19 protein-coding genes and 1 pseudogene are annotated in these 16,749 nt (G+C 36.2%); 18 read left to right on the forward strand and 2 right to left on the reverse strand.

Annotated elements, in window-relative coordinates:
• Positions 1–34 precede the first annotated feature (34 nt).
• The 9 genes from IEU65_RS07660 (at position 35) to IEU65_RS07700 (ending at position 6,066) form a co-directional block, all read left to right on the forward strand.
• Positions 35–535, forward strand: coding sequence for a helix-turn-helix domain-containing protein (locus IEU65_RS07660; protein WP_010278029.1), 501 nt, complete (start codon positions 35–37; stop codon positions 533–535).
• Complete coding sequence (locus tag IEU65_RS07665) at positions 487–1,383, forward strand: IS3 family transposase (protein ID WP_242455655.1); 897 nt, start codon at positions 487–489, stop codon at positions 1,381–1,383. Before IEU65_RS07660 ends, IEU65_RS07665 begins: the two co-directional genes overlap by 49 nt.
• Positions 1,384–1,509: 126 nt before the next feature.
• Positions 1,510–1,647 carry a putative holin-like toxin gene (locus IEU65_RS10545; RefSeq protein ID WP_010278024.1) on the forward strand — a complete coding sequence of 46 codons (138 nt, stop codon included), beginning with the start codon at positions 1,510–1,512 and terminating at the stop codon, positions 1,645–1,647.
• Positions 1,648–1,827: 180 nt separating this feature from the next.
• Positions 1,828–2,040, forward strand: coding sequence for a type II toxin-antitoxin system PemI/MazE family antitoxin (gene mazE, locus IEU65_RS07675; RefSeq protein ID WP_010278021.1), 213 nt, complete (start codon positions 1,828–1,830; stop codon positions 2,038–2,040).
• The gene (locus IEU65_RS07680; RefSeq protein ID WP_010278018.1) at positions 2,033–2,371 is read left to right on the forward strand and encodes a type II toxin-antitoxin system PemK/MazF family toxin; all 339 of its coding nucleotides are present in this window, start codon (positions 2,033–2,035) and stop codon (positions 2,369–2,371) included. The genes mazE and IEU65_RS07680 overlap by 8 nt, the downstream gene beginning before the upstream one ends.
• A 162-nt stretch (positions 2,372–2,533) precedes the next feature.
• Entirely contained in the window at positions 2,534–4,606 is a 2,073-nt protein-coding gene (locus tag IEU65_RS07685; RefSeq protein WP_010278014.1) for a CD3337/EF1877 family mobilome membrane protein, read from the forward strand.
• Positions 4,603–5,001 carry a thioredoxin family protein gene (locus IEU65_RS07690; protein WP_168441532.1) on the forward strand — a complete coding sequence of 133 codons (399 nt, stop codon included), beginning with the start codon at positions 4,603–4,605 and terminating at the stop codon, positions 4,999–5,001. Before IEU65_RS07685 ends, IEU65_RS07690 begins: the two co-directional genes overlap by 4 nt.
• 19 nt (positions 5,002–5,020) lie before the next feature.
• Positions 5,021–5,506: a hypothetical protein gene (locus tag IEU65_RS07695; protein WP_010278007.1), complete on the forward strand. Its 486-nt coding sequence runs from the start codon at positions 5,021–5,023 to the stop codon at positions 5,504–5,506.
• A gap of 23 nt (positions 5,507–5,529) precedes the next feature.
• A complete protein-coding gene (locus IEU65_RS07700) occupies positions 5,530–6,066 on the forward strand; it encodes a hypothetical protein (protein ID WP_010278005.1) in 537 nt (178 codons plus the stop codon).
• 132 nt (positions 6,067–6,198) lie between these two features.
• Here IEU65_RS07700 and IEU65_RS07705 read toward each other — a convergent pair whose 3' ends face one another.
• Positions 6,199–7,437 carry an IS110 family RNA-guided transposase gene (locus IEU65_RS07705; RefSeq protein WP_188352241.1) on the reverse strand — a complete coding sequence of 413 codons (1,239 nt, stop codon included), beginning with the start codon at positions 7,435–7,437 and terminating at the stop codon, positions 6,199–6,201.
• Positions 7,438–7,809: 372 nt separating this feature from the next.
• On the opposite strand from IEU65_RS07705, the gene IEU65_RS07710 reads away from it, so the two are divergent.
• The 7 genes from IEU65_RS07710 (at position 7,810) to IEU65_RS07740 (ending at position 11,940) form a co-directional block, all read left to right on the forward strand.
• The gene (locus tag IEU65_RS07710) at positions 7,810–8,439 is read left to right on the forward strand and encodes a hypothetical protein (RefSeq protein WP_010278000.1); all 630 of its coding nucleotides are present in this window, start codon (positions 7,810–7,812) and stop codon (positions 8,437–8,439) included.
• Between the two features lie 44 nt (positions 8,440–8,483).
• A complete protein-coding gene (locus IEU65_RS07715; protein ID WP_010277995.1) occupies positions 8,484–9,743 on the forward strand; it encodes a phage tail tip lysozyme in 1,260 nt (419 codons plus the stop codon).
• 16 nt (positions 9,744–9,759) lie between these two features.
• Positions 9,760–10,425 carry a hypothetical protein gene (locus IEU65_RS07720; RefSeq protein WP_010277991.1) on the forward strand — a complete coding sequence of 222 codons (666 nt, stop codon included), beginning with the start codon at positions 9,760–9,762 and terminating at the stop codon, positions 10,423–10,425.
• 76 nt (positions 10,426–10,501) lie between these two features.
• A complete protein-coding gene (locus IEU65_RS07725; protein ID WP_031940987.1) occupies positions 10,502–10,732 on the forward strand; it encodes a cysteine peptidase family C39 domain-containing protein in 231 nt (76 codons plus the stop codon).
• 77 nt (positions 10,733–10,809) lie between these two features.
• Positions 10,810–11,112, forward strand: a complete 303-nt coding sequence (locus IEU65_RS07730) for a type II toxin-antitoxin system RelB/DinJ family antitoxin (protein WP_010277985.1) — start codon at positions 10,810–10,812, stop codon at positions 11,110–11,112.
• A complete protein-coding gene (locus tag IEU65_RS07735) occupies positions 11,109–11,453 on the forward strand; it encodes a putative type II toxin-antitoxin system PemK/MazF family toxin (protein ID WP_010277982.1) in 345 nt (114 codons plus the stop codon). The genes IEU65_RS07730 and IEU65_RS07735 overlap by 4 nt, the downstream gene beginning before the upstream one ends.
• Before the next feature lie 244 nt (positions 11,454–11,697).
• A complete protein-coding gene (locus tag IEU65_RS07740) occupies positions 11,698–11,940 on the forward strand; it encodes a hypothetical protein (protein WP_010277978.1) in 243 nt (80 codons plus the stop codon).
• Positions 11,941–12,984: 1,044 nt separating this feature from the next.
• On the opposite strand, the gene IEU65_RS07745 is transcribed toward IEU65_RS07740, so the two are convergent.
• Entirely contained in the window at positions 12,985–14,124 is a 1,140-nt protein-coding gene (locus IEU65_RS07745; RefSeq protein WP_010277958.1) for a helix-turn-helix domain-containing protein, read from the reverse strand.
• A gap of 314 nt (positions 14,125–14,438) precedes the next feature.
• On the opposite strand from IEU65_RS07745, the gene IEU65_RS07750 reads away from it, so the two are divergent.
• A complete protein-coding gene (locus tag IEU65_RS07750; protein WP_188352240.1) occupies positions 14,439–14,984 on the forward strand; it encodes a KxYKxGKxW signal peptide domain-containing protein in 546 nt (181 codons plus the stop codon).
• Between the two features lie 128 nt (positions 14,985–15,112).
• A pseudogene (locus IEU65_RS07755) lies at positions 15,113–16,749 on the forward strand (hypothetical protein); the annotation flags it as partial.

Here is a 16,749-nt window from a genome sequence, read left to right on the forward strand (position 1 = left end):
TAAAAATCTGTTCAGAAAGTTATCGGGTATTCTTATGTCTAAATATTCAAATGCATTTAAACTAACGGTCGTCAAAGAATGGCTGTCTGGTCAAACTGGTTTACGTGCGTTAATCAAAAAATATGATATTAAGAGTCACCAAGCAATCTCTGAGTGGCGAGATGAGTTTCTGATAACTGGATCAATTGGGTCTAAAAATCACAGAGTCTATTCACCAGAATTCAAAATGACCGTATTGAATTATCGTGTAACACACTCACAGACAGAGACTGCGCGCTATTTCGCTGTTTTTCCAAGCACGACGATTGCTAATTGGTTGAGAGCTTACCGTATTTTCGGTTACAATGGGTTAAAACCTAAACCGAAAGGCAGACCACCGACTATGGGACGCAAGCGCATTCATCCACTCACACCCGAACAACAAGAACTCGCTGACTTAAAGCAAGAGAATTATCAACTCAAGATGAAAGTGGCGATATTAGAAAAATTAAAAGCCTTACTGGATCAACGAACCGAGAAAAACAAACGGCAGTAACGTCACTAAGGCGGACTAAATTATTCAAATTAGATGATTTATTGACGCTAATCGACTTGAAACGCAGTACCTATTACTATCTGGAAGCGCATCCAGTCAACACGTCATCAGATCACAAAATAGCTGACGTCATCCGTCAGATTAAGTCACCCCAATTCCAAAATGAATATGGTTATCGTCGCGTGACAACGTTGTTGCACGACCAAGGTTATTTGGTTAACCACAAGCGCGTGCTCCGCATTATGCGTCAAAACGCACTCCTCAGCACCACGTATAACACGCGTAAGCGTCGCTATAATTCATATCGCGCTACGGTTGGGCGGATTGCCGAACGTGTCATTAAACGCGACTTTCAAGCTGACACACCTTACCAAAAGATTGTCACAGACGTCACTGAAATTCAGTTGGACGATCATAATAAAGCTTATTTGACAGCGTTCGTCGATTTATATGCAGGCGAAGTCCTGTCGTATCATTTAGCCAAAACACCAACCATGGCGCTTGTCATACGGCCATTAAAATCATTGTCAAAATATCGTGGGGCTATTATTCATAGTGATCAGGGATTCCATTATCAGACACCGCTGTTTATTAAAACGTTAAAGGATTTTGGCATGACGCAAAGCATGAGCCGAAAATCAACACCAGTCGACAATGCACCGATTGAGAGCTTCTTCCATATTTTGAAAGCCAATATCGTGCATCATAAACAGTACGAATCATTTCATGATTTCAAAGTGGTCGTTGATGACTTTATCAATTATTACAACAATCACCGTATCAAACAAAAACTCAATGGTCTGTCGCCGGTTCAATATCGACAACTCACCACTGAGTCCGCTAGTTAATTAATTCTATTTTGTCCAACTATTGGGGTCCACTTCAAGTTAGTGGTGGCTATTCTTTCAACAGAAAAGAGGTGGTGCTTATGGTGTAAAACCTATAAACACGAACTCTAGGAAAGGAAAAGCCTGGTGTCTGTTTTAGACGCTTTACAGCTCATGTTGATGTTTGGCACTTTTATAGTTGCCTTACTAGCATTGGTTGTTGAGTTGATAAAAAATCAACAAAAAAATAACCACTCGACTTCGCGGGTCGTGGTTATTAACTAACTAGTTGAATAGTCACTGCTTAGCAGGCTATTGATGTTAAAGGGAGTAGTTCGAGCTACTTCCTTTTTCTATACGCAATTATAACATGATGAATGAAATTGTAAAAGTATAAGCTGCGATAGAGATTGATTATACTTAATAATACATGTATAATTAAGTTATACATATGGAGGTAGTATGATGACAATTGTTAAAGCACGTAAACAAGGTAATTCAGTAGCAGTAACGTTACCGTCAGAATTAGGTATCGCAGTTGGTCAAGAATTTTTAGCCATTAAAAAGAACAATTCATTAATTTTTACACCAAAACTCAGTAATCCATTTGATAAGTTGAAAGAAAATGAATTGATTGACGAACAAGAGGTACTGGTTGAGGATATTATTGATGACTAAATTTAAGCAAGGAGATTTTGTTATCATTAATTTCGATCCATCTGTTGGTCAAGAAATTCGAAAACGTCGACCTGGCTTAGTGGTTAGTTCGGATAAATACAATATGGTTTCTAATTTGATCATTGTAGCGCCTATTACCAGTTCGCTTAAAAACATTCCCACAAGATTTAATGTTGTTGGGTATGAAAAGGTATACGGACAGGTGAATACGTTGCAACCAATCCCAATGGATTCTGTAAAACGTGAGGCAAAATTAATTGGTCACATGAACGATTATGATTTATACCAAGTGTTGCAACTGATTGGGGCCAATTTTGATTTAACACTCTAAAAAAAATAACCACTCAACTTTGCACGGTTGTGGTTATTAAACACTAATATGTGAATAGTCACTGCTTAGCAGACTATTTATGTTAAAGGGAGTAGTTCAGGCTAGTTCCTTTTTCTATACCCAAACTATAACATGATGATTGAAAAGAGGAAAGGAAAACACATGCAAATCAAATTTTGTCGGAAGCTGATTATTTTGGCTTCTTTTTTGTTTGTTTTAGGCGTTGCACAAACGCAAGTGTCCGCAGATGATAGCAGTAGTTCAAGTAGAACGTTAGTTAATCAAGATACGCTTAATGCAATTGATGACGCTTCAAAAAAAGCGGATAAAGCGGTAGATGATGTCACCAGTGACGCAGAAAAGAAGTCAGGCGATACGAGTACCACTGATACCTCATTTAAAGCCAGTGACGCACAAAATATCAATAAGTTGAATGACTCACTATTCTCATGGCAACCGTATTCAGAAAAAATTGGTGTGACGGACTTAGCCAATAACACGGGTATGGGCTTAGCTAAGTTTTTTTGGTATTTGAATACTTTAATTTATCAAATTAATGATGAGCTATTGAGCGCTTTATCAAATGACGGCAATTTATCAAAAGCCTTTACACAAGCCCAAAATGCTGTTTCAGGTAAAGTGAAATCTATATTTGATGAGGGTAAAGTATTGTTTGGTGGCTTAGCTATTATTGTCTTAGCGATTATGGGGTTCATGCACTTTGCTAATGGGCGCACGTCATCAGCGGTTCTCATGGTGGTTAATTTTGTTGGTATTTTATTAGTCGCCACGCTTTGGTATGGGAACGGCAATGAGTTATTTAATCAAATCAATGAAGCTAGTGATGCGGGTCAGGTGCAAGTCTTAAAGGTCATTGGTAATAGTAATGATAGTGTTAAGCCAGGGGACACGTTAAGAGTCGGATATTTTGAACGCTCCATTGAACGTCCTTATTTCTTGATGAATTATGGTAAGGCAACTGAGAGTGATGTGGTTAAGCAAGGTTATCCACCTTATGAATTTATATCAACTAATCAAAAAAGAAGTGGCGACACTTTGCAATCAAATATTACAAAGCGATCTGCGGGTGTGCCAACGCTAAAGAAAGATAATTCATTTAATAAGGCTGGCATGAGTGTTGTGGCAATTGTGGTATCAATCGTTAATGCTATTCCTTATGACGCAGTGGCTTTGTTTAATATCTTTGTTATGGTCATTGAGTTGGCTTTATTTCTCTTGTCTCCGTTTGTTTTGGTTATGGCGTTATTCCCACAATTTGCCCGTAACGGTTATAAAATTGTTGGCGCAACAATTATGTGGGGTATTGCTAAAATTGGGGCTGGTTTCTTAATTGTTTTGGTCGGGTCTTTACAAACGTTCACTGATAGCTTTATCCCAGCGACTAATTTCGGTTCATACGCAGTTAATGCATTCCTATTCTTTTTCTTAGTCTTTATTGTCTATAAGTATCGTGGTAAGTTATTTGAATTTGTTGGGGTTAGTTACTCAAGAATTGAGGGACAAATGCCACAAGCCATGCGCTTATCTAATCTACGTGAAAAGGGGCAGAGTATTAAACAGTCTAGCGTTGGTCAAAAAATTAGTCAAATGGGACCAATGCAGAGAATGTCACAACGTCGTAGTGTGCGTGATGAGATGAAAACCAAACAGGCAGAAGATAAACGCCAACAAAATATGGCTCGTGTTCGTGAGCAGTTGTTAGGCAAAGAACAAGCAAAAACACAAAAATTGTCAGATAAGAATAAAAAACCGTTGACAGTTGATGAATTTAAAAAGCCAATGGATTCTAAAAAATCTGATGAGCCAAAACGGGCAGAGATTGAAAAAAACGGTGTTCATTTACCAAAATCAAAATTTGAAGCTAAACAGCCTAATAGTCGGGTCAATAATCCAAAAAGTAAGGATAATGGTTCAGACAGTCAAGAGGAAATGGCTAAAAAGCGTGAAGCAATTAAGCGTCAATTATATGGTGACCAAATGACACAATCACAGCCTAAAACACTTCATAAAGTGCCTAGTAAGCCTAATAGCTTTGAGCAATCAAAGACACCAACACGTCAAAAAACTATTCAAGATAACGTTAAAACAGTTGATCGTGACAAAATCGCGCGTGAATTATTAGCCGAACGTGATAAACAAAAGGTTCAAAAACAACAGTTACGTGACAAAAAAGTCAGTCAGTTAAAAAATAAATTTGGAAAGGATAACTCGTGAAAAAAATGAGTTTAATAATCGCTACAATCGTTGTGGCAGTAGTAACTACGGCGTTTTTATGGTATCATAATAAGTATCATGATACACCAAATAATCAATTAAAAACGGCGTTTCATCAAACTCTGGGTAAGCATAAAACCGTGATCGTTTTTCATAAAAAGGGGTGTTCAACCTGTGAGAAGTTGACGGGTGATGTCAATAAATTAAAAAAAATGCGTGATCAAAATAATCAGGCAACCATTGTCGTTGATTACATGAATTTAGTGACACGACAATATTTTGAACAGTATCATGTTCAAGTGGCACCAACTGTCTTAGTAGTCCAAAAAGGGGCAGTTATCAAACGTATTGTGAAGCCAACACATGAACAAATGGCACAAATTGCGAGAGAATAAATCAATTGATTGGAGAGTTATGAATAAAAAAACAGCGTTGATATTGGGATCTATTGGGGGCGTGTTAGTCATTTTGATTATCATTATTGCCTTTGTAATGACGGGACAGCACAAGACAGGTTCACAATCAGTTAGTTCTAAATTAAAAAAAATCAATCAAGCTAAAGTGATGAAACGGGTTGATAGTGAAATGTTTGATACGACACAAGCATTAAAATATTTCGAAAATCCTGATAATTATGGAGATAATGCTTACGTTGATGGAACTAAGCTAGGTGATACAGCTTCGAGTTATGCTATAAATTCTAGCTTAGGGCATGAAAATTCGGACGCAAACCCAGCAATTTATCTTAAAGCTAATGAAATAGAAAACTTAACAACAAAGTGGGAAAAGGACGGCAATTCATTTGTCGCTAAAGGCTATTTTGTTGTGAAAGATACGGGTAAAAAATATCCATTTGCCTTTGAGTTCAACGCTGATTATAAGATCCTACAAGAGTGGTAAGGAAGGAATATTAAAATTTAAAAATGACAAACACGAGAATAAAAGTGTTAAGTGCTATTGGGTTATTCCTGATTGGCGCTTTTTTTTATACACAATTTCAAAAATCACAAATCAAACAAGCGACTGTCACCGTTTCTAAATTGTCAGCGACACAAACGTTGATTAACAATAGTGGCACGATCACAAAAGTGATTGCTAATGATAATCAATTGCCAGACAATAGCCAACCCAAAGCCACTGTTAATGCTTTGTTTAATGCAGGTTATGTATCAGATAAACAAGTCTTATCAAAGGTGGCAAATGATAAGGTCAGAAAGTTTGTTAAACAATTTCTAGGGCAATTAGAGAGTGATCCAGTACAAGCAAAAAAATGGCATGTATCGGATAATCAATTGCAATTTAGCCAACAAAAAGACGGCATATTATTTTTTGGTGCCTTAACGGCAACTAATGGCAATCGTACAATTAATTATCAATTATCGGGACAATTGAATGTACAGAGTAATGAAGTCACCTCATTGACTTTAGGCAATCTCACAAAGACATGTGGTCATAAGTAAAGTGAGCATTAAAATCACGGTTGGATTACGGGAGGTAAAATACCTTAAAGAAGTGCTATTTTAATAAGCTTATGCATCGACAAAATTTGATGATAAGTTGAATTTAAGTTTTGTTAAGTTGCAGTTAATAGCCTATACCACTTTCTCCTTTTGATAAATTTGGTGATTGCGGAGTAGGACATCAATCACCCTAACTAATTTTCGTGCGGTAAGTGAGACAGCTCGTTTGTGTGGAGAATGTTTGGCTTCATTAGCTTTTTGATGGTAATAACGCGCAAAGACAGGATCATAACGTCTTACAGAATTGGCAGCTTCAATTAAGTAATATCGTAAGTAAGTGTCTCCAGAATGTATCATAGGCGTATTGTCACCATTAAATGATCCAGATTGATATTTTTTCCAAGCGAGTCCAGCATACTTTGCTAGTTGAGATTGATTTTCAAATCGTTTAATTTGACCAATTTCAGCCAATATACCAGCTGAATACACTGGGCCAATGCCAGGAATAGATTGCAGGATTTGTGCCTCATCAAATGTCTTCAAAAGATCATCAATTGATTTTTCTAGTAATTTGATTTGTTTTTGAAATAAACGAATTTCGTTAACATAGACTGATAGAACAACGTCAATTGAAGTTTGAATCGCTTTATCCAAACGATAGGAGCCACGAATAGCTTTTTGGATAGTCTTGGCTAGTGCGCTAGGATTAGCAAATCGGCCCTTACCTTTAGAGTTGAGATAGTCTGCGAGTTCTTCAATTGGCATAACTGAGATATCGTCGGTCGTGAAATCTTCAGTTAGTAAGTCCAGCATGGTAGCGCCAAATACAGAAGTATTGAGATCGTCATTCACAACTAACTTGTTGAGTTTATAATACAAACTTTCAAGAAAATGCTGTTTAGAACGTGACAAGCTCTTAACAAGTTCAAAACGAGAACGCGTTAATCGTTGTAATGCAACATATTTTTCTTGGCGCACCAGACTAGTTGAATAGCGTTCCAGACGTAAAAAGTCAGCGATATAGTAGGCATCAATTGAATCATTTTTTTGAATTTCAAAAATGTCTTTATACTTCTTAGTATCGCGAGGATTAATGATGACGGCCTGAGTATTAAACTGGGCTAAGTCATCATCGTTTTCAAAGAAATAAGCTGGGTGGAAGCTGTAAATCGAAGTAGCTTCCATCCCAATCACAATCTTCTCAAATTGTTGAGACAGATTAAGCTTAAGAATTAATTTTTTCACTTCGGTCGCACCGTTAAGGTCATTTTCAAAAGTACCTTGGAACAACGGTTTAGCAGAAATATCTGAAGTTAACATAGACACTTCAAGATTTTTAGAGCTAACATCAATACCGACAAATAATTTCATCATTTCATTGGCCTCCTTTCCATTAGATTGTCTGGTCTTAGATTGGACACCGCGTGATAATCCCTAATTACAATCACATATCGCTTCCTCGCGTATAAGTATTCACAGGTTAGGCTGTCCAAGCTACAACTGATACTACTCAATATCAGTGGCCAGCATAATCGATACAGCATGTGGTTTTCGATTACAGTGATTGTCAGGGCGGCAGTCTTTTAAAGTAGTTAAACTACAGGGGGATCAAACCTATACCAGTTGACCAAAGCCAATGACAATTAGAGATTATCATACGGTGTTCAATTAGTGAAGAGAAAACAGTCATAAAAATAAAAAATAATGTAAGTCTTTAAACTTACTATACGAGGGGGATCAATAATGACACGTAAAAAAGAAATTGGTTATTATGCCCTGTTAGTGGTTTTGGTTCTTGGTAGTTTGCGATTTGGTCAATTGATGTGGCAACAACAACAAACCTTATTACATTTTCAAAAACAAGCTAAGCAGTTAGAACATAAACAAGCCATTGCTAAAACTAGCCAGCCAAAAGTGAAGCAGGTGGTTGCTAAAAGTACCATTACGAAAGCTAGTGAGATTAGTCAACAGTTCTTCAATCTTGCTTATAATTGGTCATCTGGATCTGATTATAAAAAACGTATCACGAAAATTAAGCAAGCTAAATTGGTCACCAGTCAAGTTTTAGCCAATGACTATTTATTCCCAGAGGTTGGTGGCACGGCTGATTACATTGATAATAATGGCTTGAAATCTAGTGTGGTGCAAGTGGCATATTATCCAAAGACAACTAATGATGATCAAACTAGTGGCGTCGTTGGTGTTGCTGTGAATGCGAAACATGATAGTGATGTTGGTAATGGTGAAACACGTTACTACTATTTCAATATTGACTATCAAGCCAGTGATAATCAAATCACTAGTCTTGATTATATTGGTCGATTAGCTGTTAATCAAAGCACAGACTATAACACATTTAATCCTTATGAGTAATCATTAAGGATTTTTTGTGGTTTGAAATTTAGAAAGGAAATCATGTGAAAAACAAAGTGAAGCAAGCAGTCGTGATGAAAATTGCCTTGTACTGTGCGCCACTGCTTGTCATTTTAATACCAGTGCTTTTAATCATTGCGCTAATAATGAACAATCCTAGTGTTGTCTGTCAGACTGATACAACCACCACGACGACAAGTTCAGATAGTGGTTCCAGTAATGGATCCTTAACTGATAAAAATTCAGATATTGGTAAAAGAGTTAGCTATATTATTGATCGTTTTAAAAAAGCTGGTTATTCAGGGGACAATATTTCAGCAATCATTGCGATTGGTTGGCGTGAAAGTAACTTAAACCCTAAAGCGGTTAATCCTGCTGGTTCTGTTAAAGGTATCTGGCAGTGGGGTGCTGGTGGTATCAACGGTAATCGCTATCAAAATACGGCAGATACAGTTGAAGCCCAGGTCGATTTAGCGTTTAAAGAATTGGCAAGTAGCCATACTGTTGCTAGATTAGGATTAGCAAATGCTAAAGATATTGATAGTTCAGCATTAGCCTGGGACACAGGTTTTGAGGGTGTTGGGGCAAGTGATCCACAGCGTAAAGTGTCCGAAGTTAAGGCTTGGGCGGAGTCAATTAAAAAAACGTATGATCTTAATTTTGAAGGATCATTAAGCAGTGGCAATAATGCTGTTAGTGATAGTAATACATCAGCAAGCAATAGCGCAGACAGTGATAGCAATAATCAAAGTGCTTATTGTAATACTGATGATAGTGGTTCGGCTGACGGCACAGGCAAGATTAAAGAGAGTGGGCTATCATTTTGGGATAAAAACAGCATTCCAGATGACATTAAACCCTACGTGCATAATATTACGTCCAAAAAACTAGACTGGAGTTTAACGACACCAGACGCTTACAATCAGTGTGCTGGTTTTTCACAAGTCTATATGAATGCGATTTGGTCACCAAATTTTACCTTTAGAGGAAATGGTAATGTGACGGCAGAAGCAGTGGCAAAAGTGACTGGTGTTAAGGTTACAACGACACCAAAAGCTGGGGCAGTATTCTCTTCTGATCGCCCTAATCATACAGGCGTGGTGTTACATGTTTTGGCAAATGGTGACTTAATTATTGCTAATCAAAATGCCGTTAAATCAGGACAAAATGCAGGCACTAGTAAGGATTATGAAATTACGTTAGTGCCTAAGAAATCGTATGCTAAGGACAGTCAAGCCGTGGGTTATGGTGACATGACTTTTGCTTATCCTGGTGACAATTCAAAGTATAAATTACATTGGTAAAGAAAGGAAATAGAGTATGACAGCAGTACAAGTGGGATCAGATATTAGTATTTTGCCAGATAGTGCCTATCATTTGGTGAAAGAAATATTTATAACCGTTAAAAATGATTATCTACATTTATATACGGCTTATCAGAGTTCAAACAAGTTAAGTAGCAAGGCTATGCAGTCGGTTTATATTGAATTGGCACATTTTTATCAGCGTTATGATGATAGAATGACACCTTATTTAGCGCAAGATTTATATGAGCACATTAAGCAGGTAGAACGTTTAGTAGAGTTATTAACAACGTGTGACCAGGCATTAGAAAATTTAGATCAAACAATTAGTTTAATCGAACATCAATATGAAGATGAAGCAGTCATCAATGACGCTACGAAAACTATTCGTAAACAGTATCAGGCATTGTTAGAAAAAGTTGGCTTAGACGGTAGTGTGATTGATCATGTTAATCAAGCAATAGATCATATTCATGGTCAATATCGTAAATTACAGGTTCAAAATAAAGCTTTATTTTTTGCACAACTAGAAAATATCCATGATCAGACAATCAAGTATATTCGACACTATATTGAGATTGAGTTTATTCAAAAACGGATTGATTATGGATTTGATCAGTTTAATACATTTTTGCGATTAGTCGTTGATAATGCAGTATATCGCAAACAATCAGGTGATTAGTATTGTCATAAGTATTTTAGTATATGTATACTAGAAGTAATCAAAGAGAGAGATTGAGAAAATATGAAAAATATTCGTGGTAAAAGACAACCTATGTTATTTGTTGCCACTGATTATGTATGTGAACGTTGGTATTGGTCATGCGGTAGTCGTTTCAGGTTATAATAACGGACAAGTCAATACGTATGATCCTTATAATTGGAAATTCTACGGGTCTGTAAGTTCGTTTGACTCTGTTTGGAATAATCCTAGTGTTGATTATAATATGGATTGGGACGCAGGTAGACCAGTATTTGCTATAAGGTAACAAATAATAACAATATATAACAAATTGCACCTAAACGTGATATAATTAAGGTGAATAAAGTAAGAGAGGTGTTGGTTATGAAAGCTATTCAAGTATCTGCACGAGTTGATCAAAGTATCAAAGAGTCTGCTCAAAAAGTATTCGAACGTCAAGGATTAGATATGGCTACGGCTATTAAAATGTTTATTACTAAGACAGCTTATGAACAGCAAATCCCTTTGTCAGTTCAAGAAACTAATAAACAGGCATATCCTGATGACTGGTTTAGTGATCAACGTGTTGCTAATCGTAATGAGATTACCCGTTTGGCATTCGCAAAATCACCAATTGAGGATTTAGATTTATCTAAGCAAGAAGACCGTGAGGAATTTATGCAATGAGTAGTGATATTCGTGAGCATAGTATCATGATTGCTGATTTAGCTTATGATGAGGGGCGTGAAGCGGGATCTAAAGTACGTCCAGCGTTTGTTGTGAAATATGATAATCAAAAGATTGCTTATTATAAAATCACGAGTCAATTTAATAACAAGTCTGATTATTTTCAAAATAAGTATTTTGAAATTAAAGATTGGGTTTATGCAGGATTAAAAAAGCCGTCATGGATTGATACATTTAAGATATGCAGAGTAGATGAGCAATATGTTGTGATCAAGTTTGCTGGGTATTTGTCAGCAAATGATGAAGCCAGGTTCGTGGAATTTTTATCTAATTTAAATTAATAATTAGGGTTAGTAATTACAATAATGTGGTTGCTAACTTTTTTTATTTGCTTTAGGGAACAAATGTTCGTATAATGTGAATTACCAATATTAATTAGGAGAATTTGTTTATGGAAAAGAAATAGATCCAGAGTTTAGCGCCCTGGTCACTAATTATTTTCAGCATGATTATAGGGAACGTGGTATAAAAAAGTGGCGTGGTTTTTTTCTAAGTGATCACACTTCTGCACTTAATCGTGAAGCAATGAAACATCAGGAAAACGAAAAGCAGTTACCACAAATGAGCTTAGATGAAATTAAACGTGTTGCCTTACATGCTGGTGCCAATTATCATTTTGTGTCTGTACAGCTTAATGAAATGAACTATAATCATGAGATCAAAAAAAGCATATTCGGTATGGTTGATAGTGTCAACGACCGCTTTATGCTTGTTGATGATAAGAAGATTATGTTTGACACTGTTCGTTCAATCAATTTGCTTAGATAGTTATTTTCCTAATAAACCAAAACATGCAGTGATTACTGCGACAACTACTGCAGTTAATACCTTTTCATTTGAGAGAAAATCGCCTACTTTACCAATAAAGTCAATACTTTTTAGATACTGAATTAATAAGTCTGATACTTTTGTAAAACAGAAGGATCCGCACATTAACAATATTATATTGAAAATATTTATTGGTAGAATGTATGGTATATAAAGCCATTCATTATCGCTTATTACTGATAGTAAATTTATCAATATTATACCAACATACATAAATGAACCCCAACGAAGCCATAATGTTATTGAATTATCATTAGGGATCGGTTTAGCAAATACTAACAGGATACGCAAATAGGATAGAACTAAATAAATCATTATCGGAGTCAAGGTTCCATTAGTGCTTGAGATAATATTCTGTTGAATAAAGTATATATATGGTAGATTGCAATAATTAACCGAACAATACAAATGGATGAAAACCCTGGCATGGTGATTTCCAGGTGAGTGCTTTCATTGGTCAAATGATTAATTCAATCTCATTATTTGTTGCGGACTGATTTATCCAAATGAATGTACAAGCAAATATGAATAGCTTGTACGAGTATTCTGATAAATCAATTGGTTAACACTACTTGATTTTATTTAATTGCCTAACACCTGATTCCCTTTATCGAATTGTGCCCAAGTTATTGATATACAAGCAATTTTTTAACTAACATCTTCATTTCATATCATTATAGGGTAATATCATGGTGTACTCTGCGTACTGCGCGTAACAGTACGCAAAGTACACCATTAAATATTTAGTAAAGGAATTATGATCTTATACTGAAAAAATGGGCTATTTTTATGTCAGTTGAAAAATCACTATTTAAAATATAGTTTGAATGGTGATTTTTTATATGGTTATTGATAAAAATGAATCTTATGATTTAAGTTTATGTATTAGAAATGCTGGCTTATAAACTGAAAATTACGATTACGTAAAAAAGCGCTCCAACCTAATTGGCATAGGTTGGGCGCTTTATGCTTCTTAAATACATATTATATTATTTTTTTAAGTAATTTACTAGAGTGAGATTTCCTAAACTGATTAGGTGTAACACCAGCCACTTTTTTAAAAGTCTTTACAAAATATGTAGCCGTTGAGAAAGATAAAAGTTCGGAAATTTCTAGAATTGAAAAATTTGATGAAAGCAAAAGTTCTTTGGCATATTCAATTTTGACATGCCTAACAAATTGAATTATTGTCACACCGTATGCCGTTTTAAAAGCAGGATTTAATGTTTTTTTTGAAGCATTCAGATCAGTTGCAATGTCATCTAAGGTAATATTTTCTTGGATGTGTTGCTTAATGTAGTTTTTAACTCGTTGGGGCAGTGGTAAAAAACTATTAACGCGGTGTTGCTTAAATATATTGAAATAGTGCCATGCAATTTTTGTAATAGCTTGAGAGAGGTTCGAAAATTTTAATGTTAATTCTATTTCTTGGACTAAGTCATATTGTAATTTGAAAGCTAATTTAGCTGGATAGCCCCATTGTATGATTGCCCGATTGAAAATTGAAACGTAGCTAATAAGTGTATTTTTTTCTCCTCTAATAACATTGTTAGTCATTAAATGTTCGCCGACTATGTTGAAGCTGGACAAGGTTGATAATGCATTAATTAATTGCAGTTTGTTAGAGAATACAATTGCTTTTATAATTTCGGTTTCTGTGTCATAAAATAATCCTGAATCAATCTGCAAGAGATGAGTTGGTTTGAAGTGTTTTAAACTACTAATATTAATGATATAAACTTCTGCCTCGGGAGCTTCTACAGAATTATAAGTCGAGAATATAATTTGCGCGAGCGTTTTCAAATGTTGTATTGATGATGAAATCGGTATTTGGTTACTATTAGTTATGCTTACTTGGTGTAAAAATGACAAACAAATTAACTGGGTGGAATTGATTTTGCATGCAAGAACATGGCCTAAATCATAATAGAGTGATGTATATGAATGAGATAGAAGTAAGTCCAATTTGCTTAATAAAAGAGTTTGAATATATCTATCAACATTATGGTTATTTTTGTATAAAATTTTTGAATTGTGCTTGGATCCATCCAAAAAAAACATGTCAGCGTTTGATAATTTTGCTAAATTTTCGATATTTTTCGTTACCACACTTGGTGTACTCATTCGATTTCCCACATTATTAAATTTATATTGACTAAGGATATAGAGAAAATATTTTTAGACAAAACATTAATATCTAAATAAATGTAAAGTCAAAATACTATGTGCGCTTTGGTTTTATACGTTAGTAAAAATTCTGAAGCTTATATTATCAAATATTTCACTAAAAAACCGCTTATATTTCAAAAAAAGATCCTAAAGTGATATTAAAAGACTCTTTGTATCATGAAAATAGAAAGTGTATGAAAGATAATATGAGAGAGAACTAGGGGTGCTCACCATAGACCCAAAATTCAATAATAATGAGGAATGTGTAGATGAAAAAGAAAAAAATTCGCCTGCGAGTTGATGAGGATAGTCGTGTAACGCGCTTCAAAATGTATAAAGATGGTAAAAATTGGGTGACAGCAGGTATATCCAAATTTTTGTACCAAATGATTTCAATGTCAGATACGGATAATCTTGATGTTACCAAGAAAAACAAAATTGGGCACGGTAACCTGGTTAAAGTAGTAACTGGGATTAGCGCCCTAGTCGGAACCGGTTCGGTGGTGACGACACAGGTAAACGCTGATACGAATGCTGCAAATGAACAAGTGGCTGAAAACAATACACTTGCCAATCAAGATAAGATAACAGTAGACGTAACAGCGTCAACGTCAGAGTCAGTATCAAGTTCTGAATCAGCATCAACGTCAGAGTCAGTATCAAGTTCTGAATCAGCATCAACGTCAGAGTCAGTATCAAGTTCTGAATCAGCATCAACGTCAGAGTCAGTATCAAGTTCTGAATCAGCAAGTCAGTATCAAGTTCTGAATCAACATCAACGTCAGAATCAGTATCAAGTTCTGAGTCAGCGTTAACAACTGAGTCAAGTTCGGAGATAGCATCAACAACTGAGTCAGGTTCGGAGATAGCATCAACAACTGAGTCAAATTCAGAGACAGCGTCGACATCAGAGTATACAATTGATGATTATGAAAATGATGTTGTGAACTACCTCACTGATAATAATTTGTTATCCGATGTTCAAGTTTCGTCAGCCAATTTTAAAACTGCATTAGTTCAGTCTTATGCGGCTCTATCATCAGCGCCAGCTAGTCCTGCAGGAACACCTTCAAATAGTCCGTTGTGGTTTTTGGTTTATTGGTCATCAGGATTCACTCAACAGCCTCAAGACACAACTGTAGCAGTGAATCAAACATACAAGTTGAGCGGTTCCGCAACCAATAATATTTTTGATGCCGTAACCGGCGGATGGTTCACTAATTATCAGTGGTATATGTACAACGAGAGCACAGGAACCTGGCAGGCAGTTAGTGGTGCTACCAGTCAAACATTTTCTGGTACGCAGTCAACGGCAGGGACTTACTACTATCAGTTACGAGCAAAAATTCAGGGACTTATCATAACACGAGCTACTTTGTGGTCAAATGTTGTCACTGTACATGTTGAAGAAAAGCCTGTCGTAGCAACAGATATGAATGTTACGGTGGACAACGATTATTTGTGGGCAGGTACTGGTGCAACAACACAAGCCCACGCTAATACAAATCCAAGTAATGCAACTGGTACTGTTAGTTGGAGTACAAGTGACTCATCCAAAGCTACGGTGGATGAATTTGGTCACGTCACAGCTGGTTCAAGCACTGGTAAGGTTGACATCATCGCGACATTGACTAATCCGGATGGAACAGTTATTGTCTCTTCAAAAACTATAACTATTGGTAAAGGATTGGAAGACCAAACAGTTACAGAACGGAGTCAAGCAGAATTTACGGTACAAGGGGTCACAGTTCCTGATGGTGCGACTGCTAACTATGTATGGCATAAAGTTTCAGCTACTGATGGTAGTGATACAGTAGTGGCTACTGGTACATCATCATCCTACACAACACCGGCAACAACGATGCAGAACAACGGAGACAAGTATTATGTTGTAGTGACTGTGTCGTATAATGGTAACACACAGAGTTTGACTTCCAATCAGGCAACATTAACAGTTTTGTATGATTCAACGTCAGAATCAGTATCAAGTTCTGAATCAGCGTCAACGTCAGAATCAGTATCAAGTTCTGAATCAGCGTCAACGTCAGAGTCAGTATCAAGTTCTGAATCAGCGTCAACATCTGAATCAGTAAGCACATCTGAATCAGCGTCAACGTCAGAGTCAGTATCAAGTTCTGAATCAACATCAACGTCAGAATCAGTATCAAGTTCTGAATCAACATCAACGTCAGAATCAGTATCAAGTTCTGAATCAACATCAACGTCAGAGTCAGTATCAGGTTCTGAATCAGCGTCAACGTCAGAATCAGTAAGCACATCTGAATCAGCGTCAACGTCAGAGTCAGTATCAAGTTCTGAATCAACATCAACGTCAGAATCAGTATCAAGTTCTGAATCAACATCAACGTCAGAATCAGTAAGCACATCTGAATCAGCGTCAAGTTCAGAATCAGTATCAAGTTCTGAATCAACATCAACGTCAGAATCAGTATCAAGTTCTGAATCAGCGTCAACATCAGAATCAGTAAGCACATCTGAATCAGCGTCAACGTCAGAATCAGTATCAAGTTCTGAATCAACATCAACGTCAGAATCAGTATCAAGTTCTGAATCAGCGTC

Source organism: Leuconostoc pseudomesenteroides KCTC 3652 (assembly GCF_014634745.1).
Classification (GTDB): Bacteria; Bacillota; Bacilli; order Lactobacillales; family Lactobacillaceae; genus Leuconostoc; species Leuconostoc pseudomesenteroides.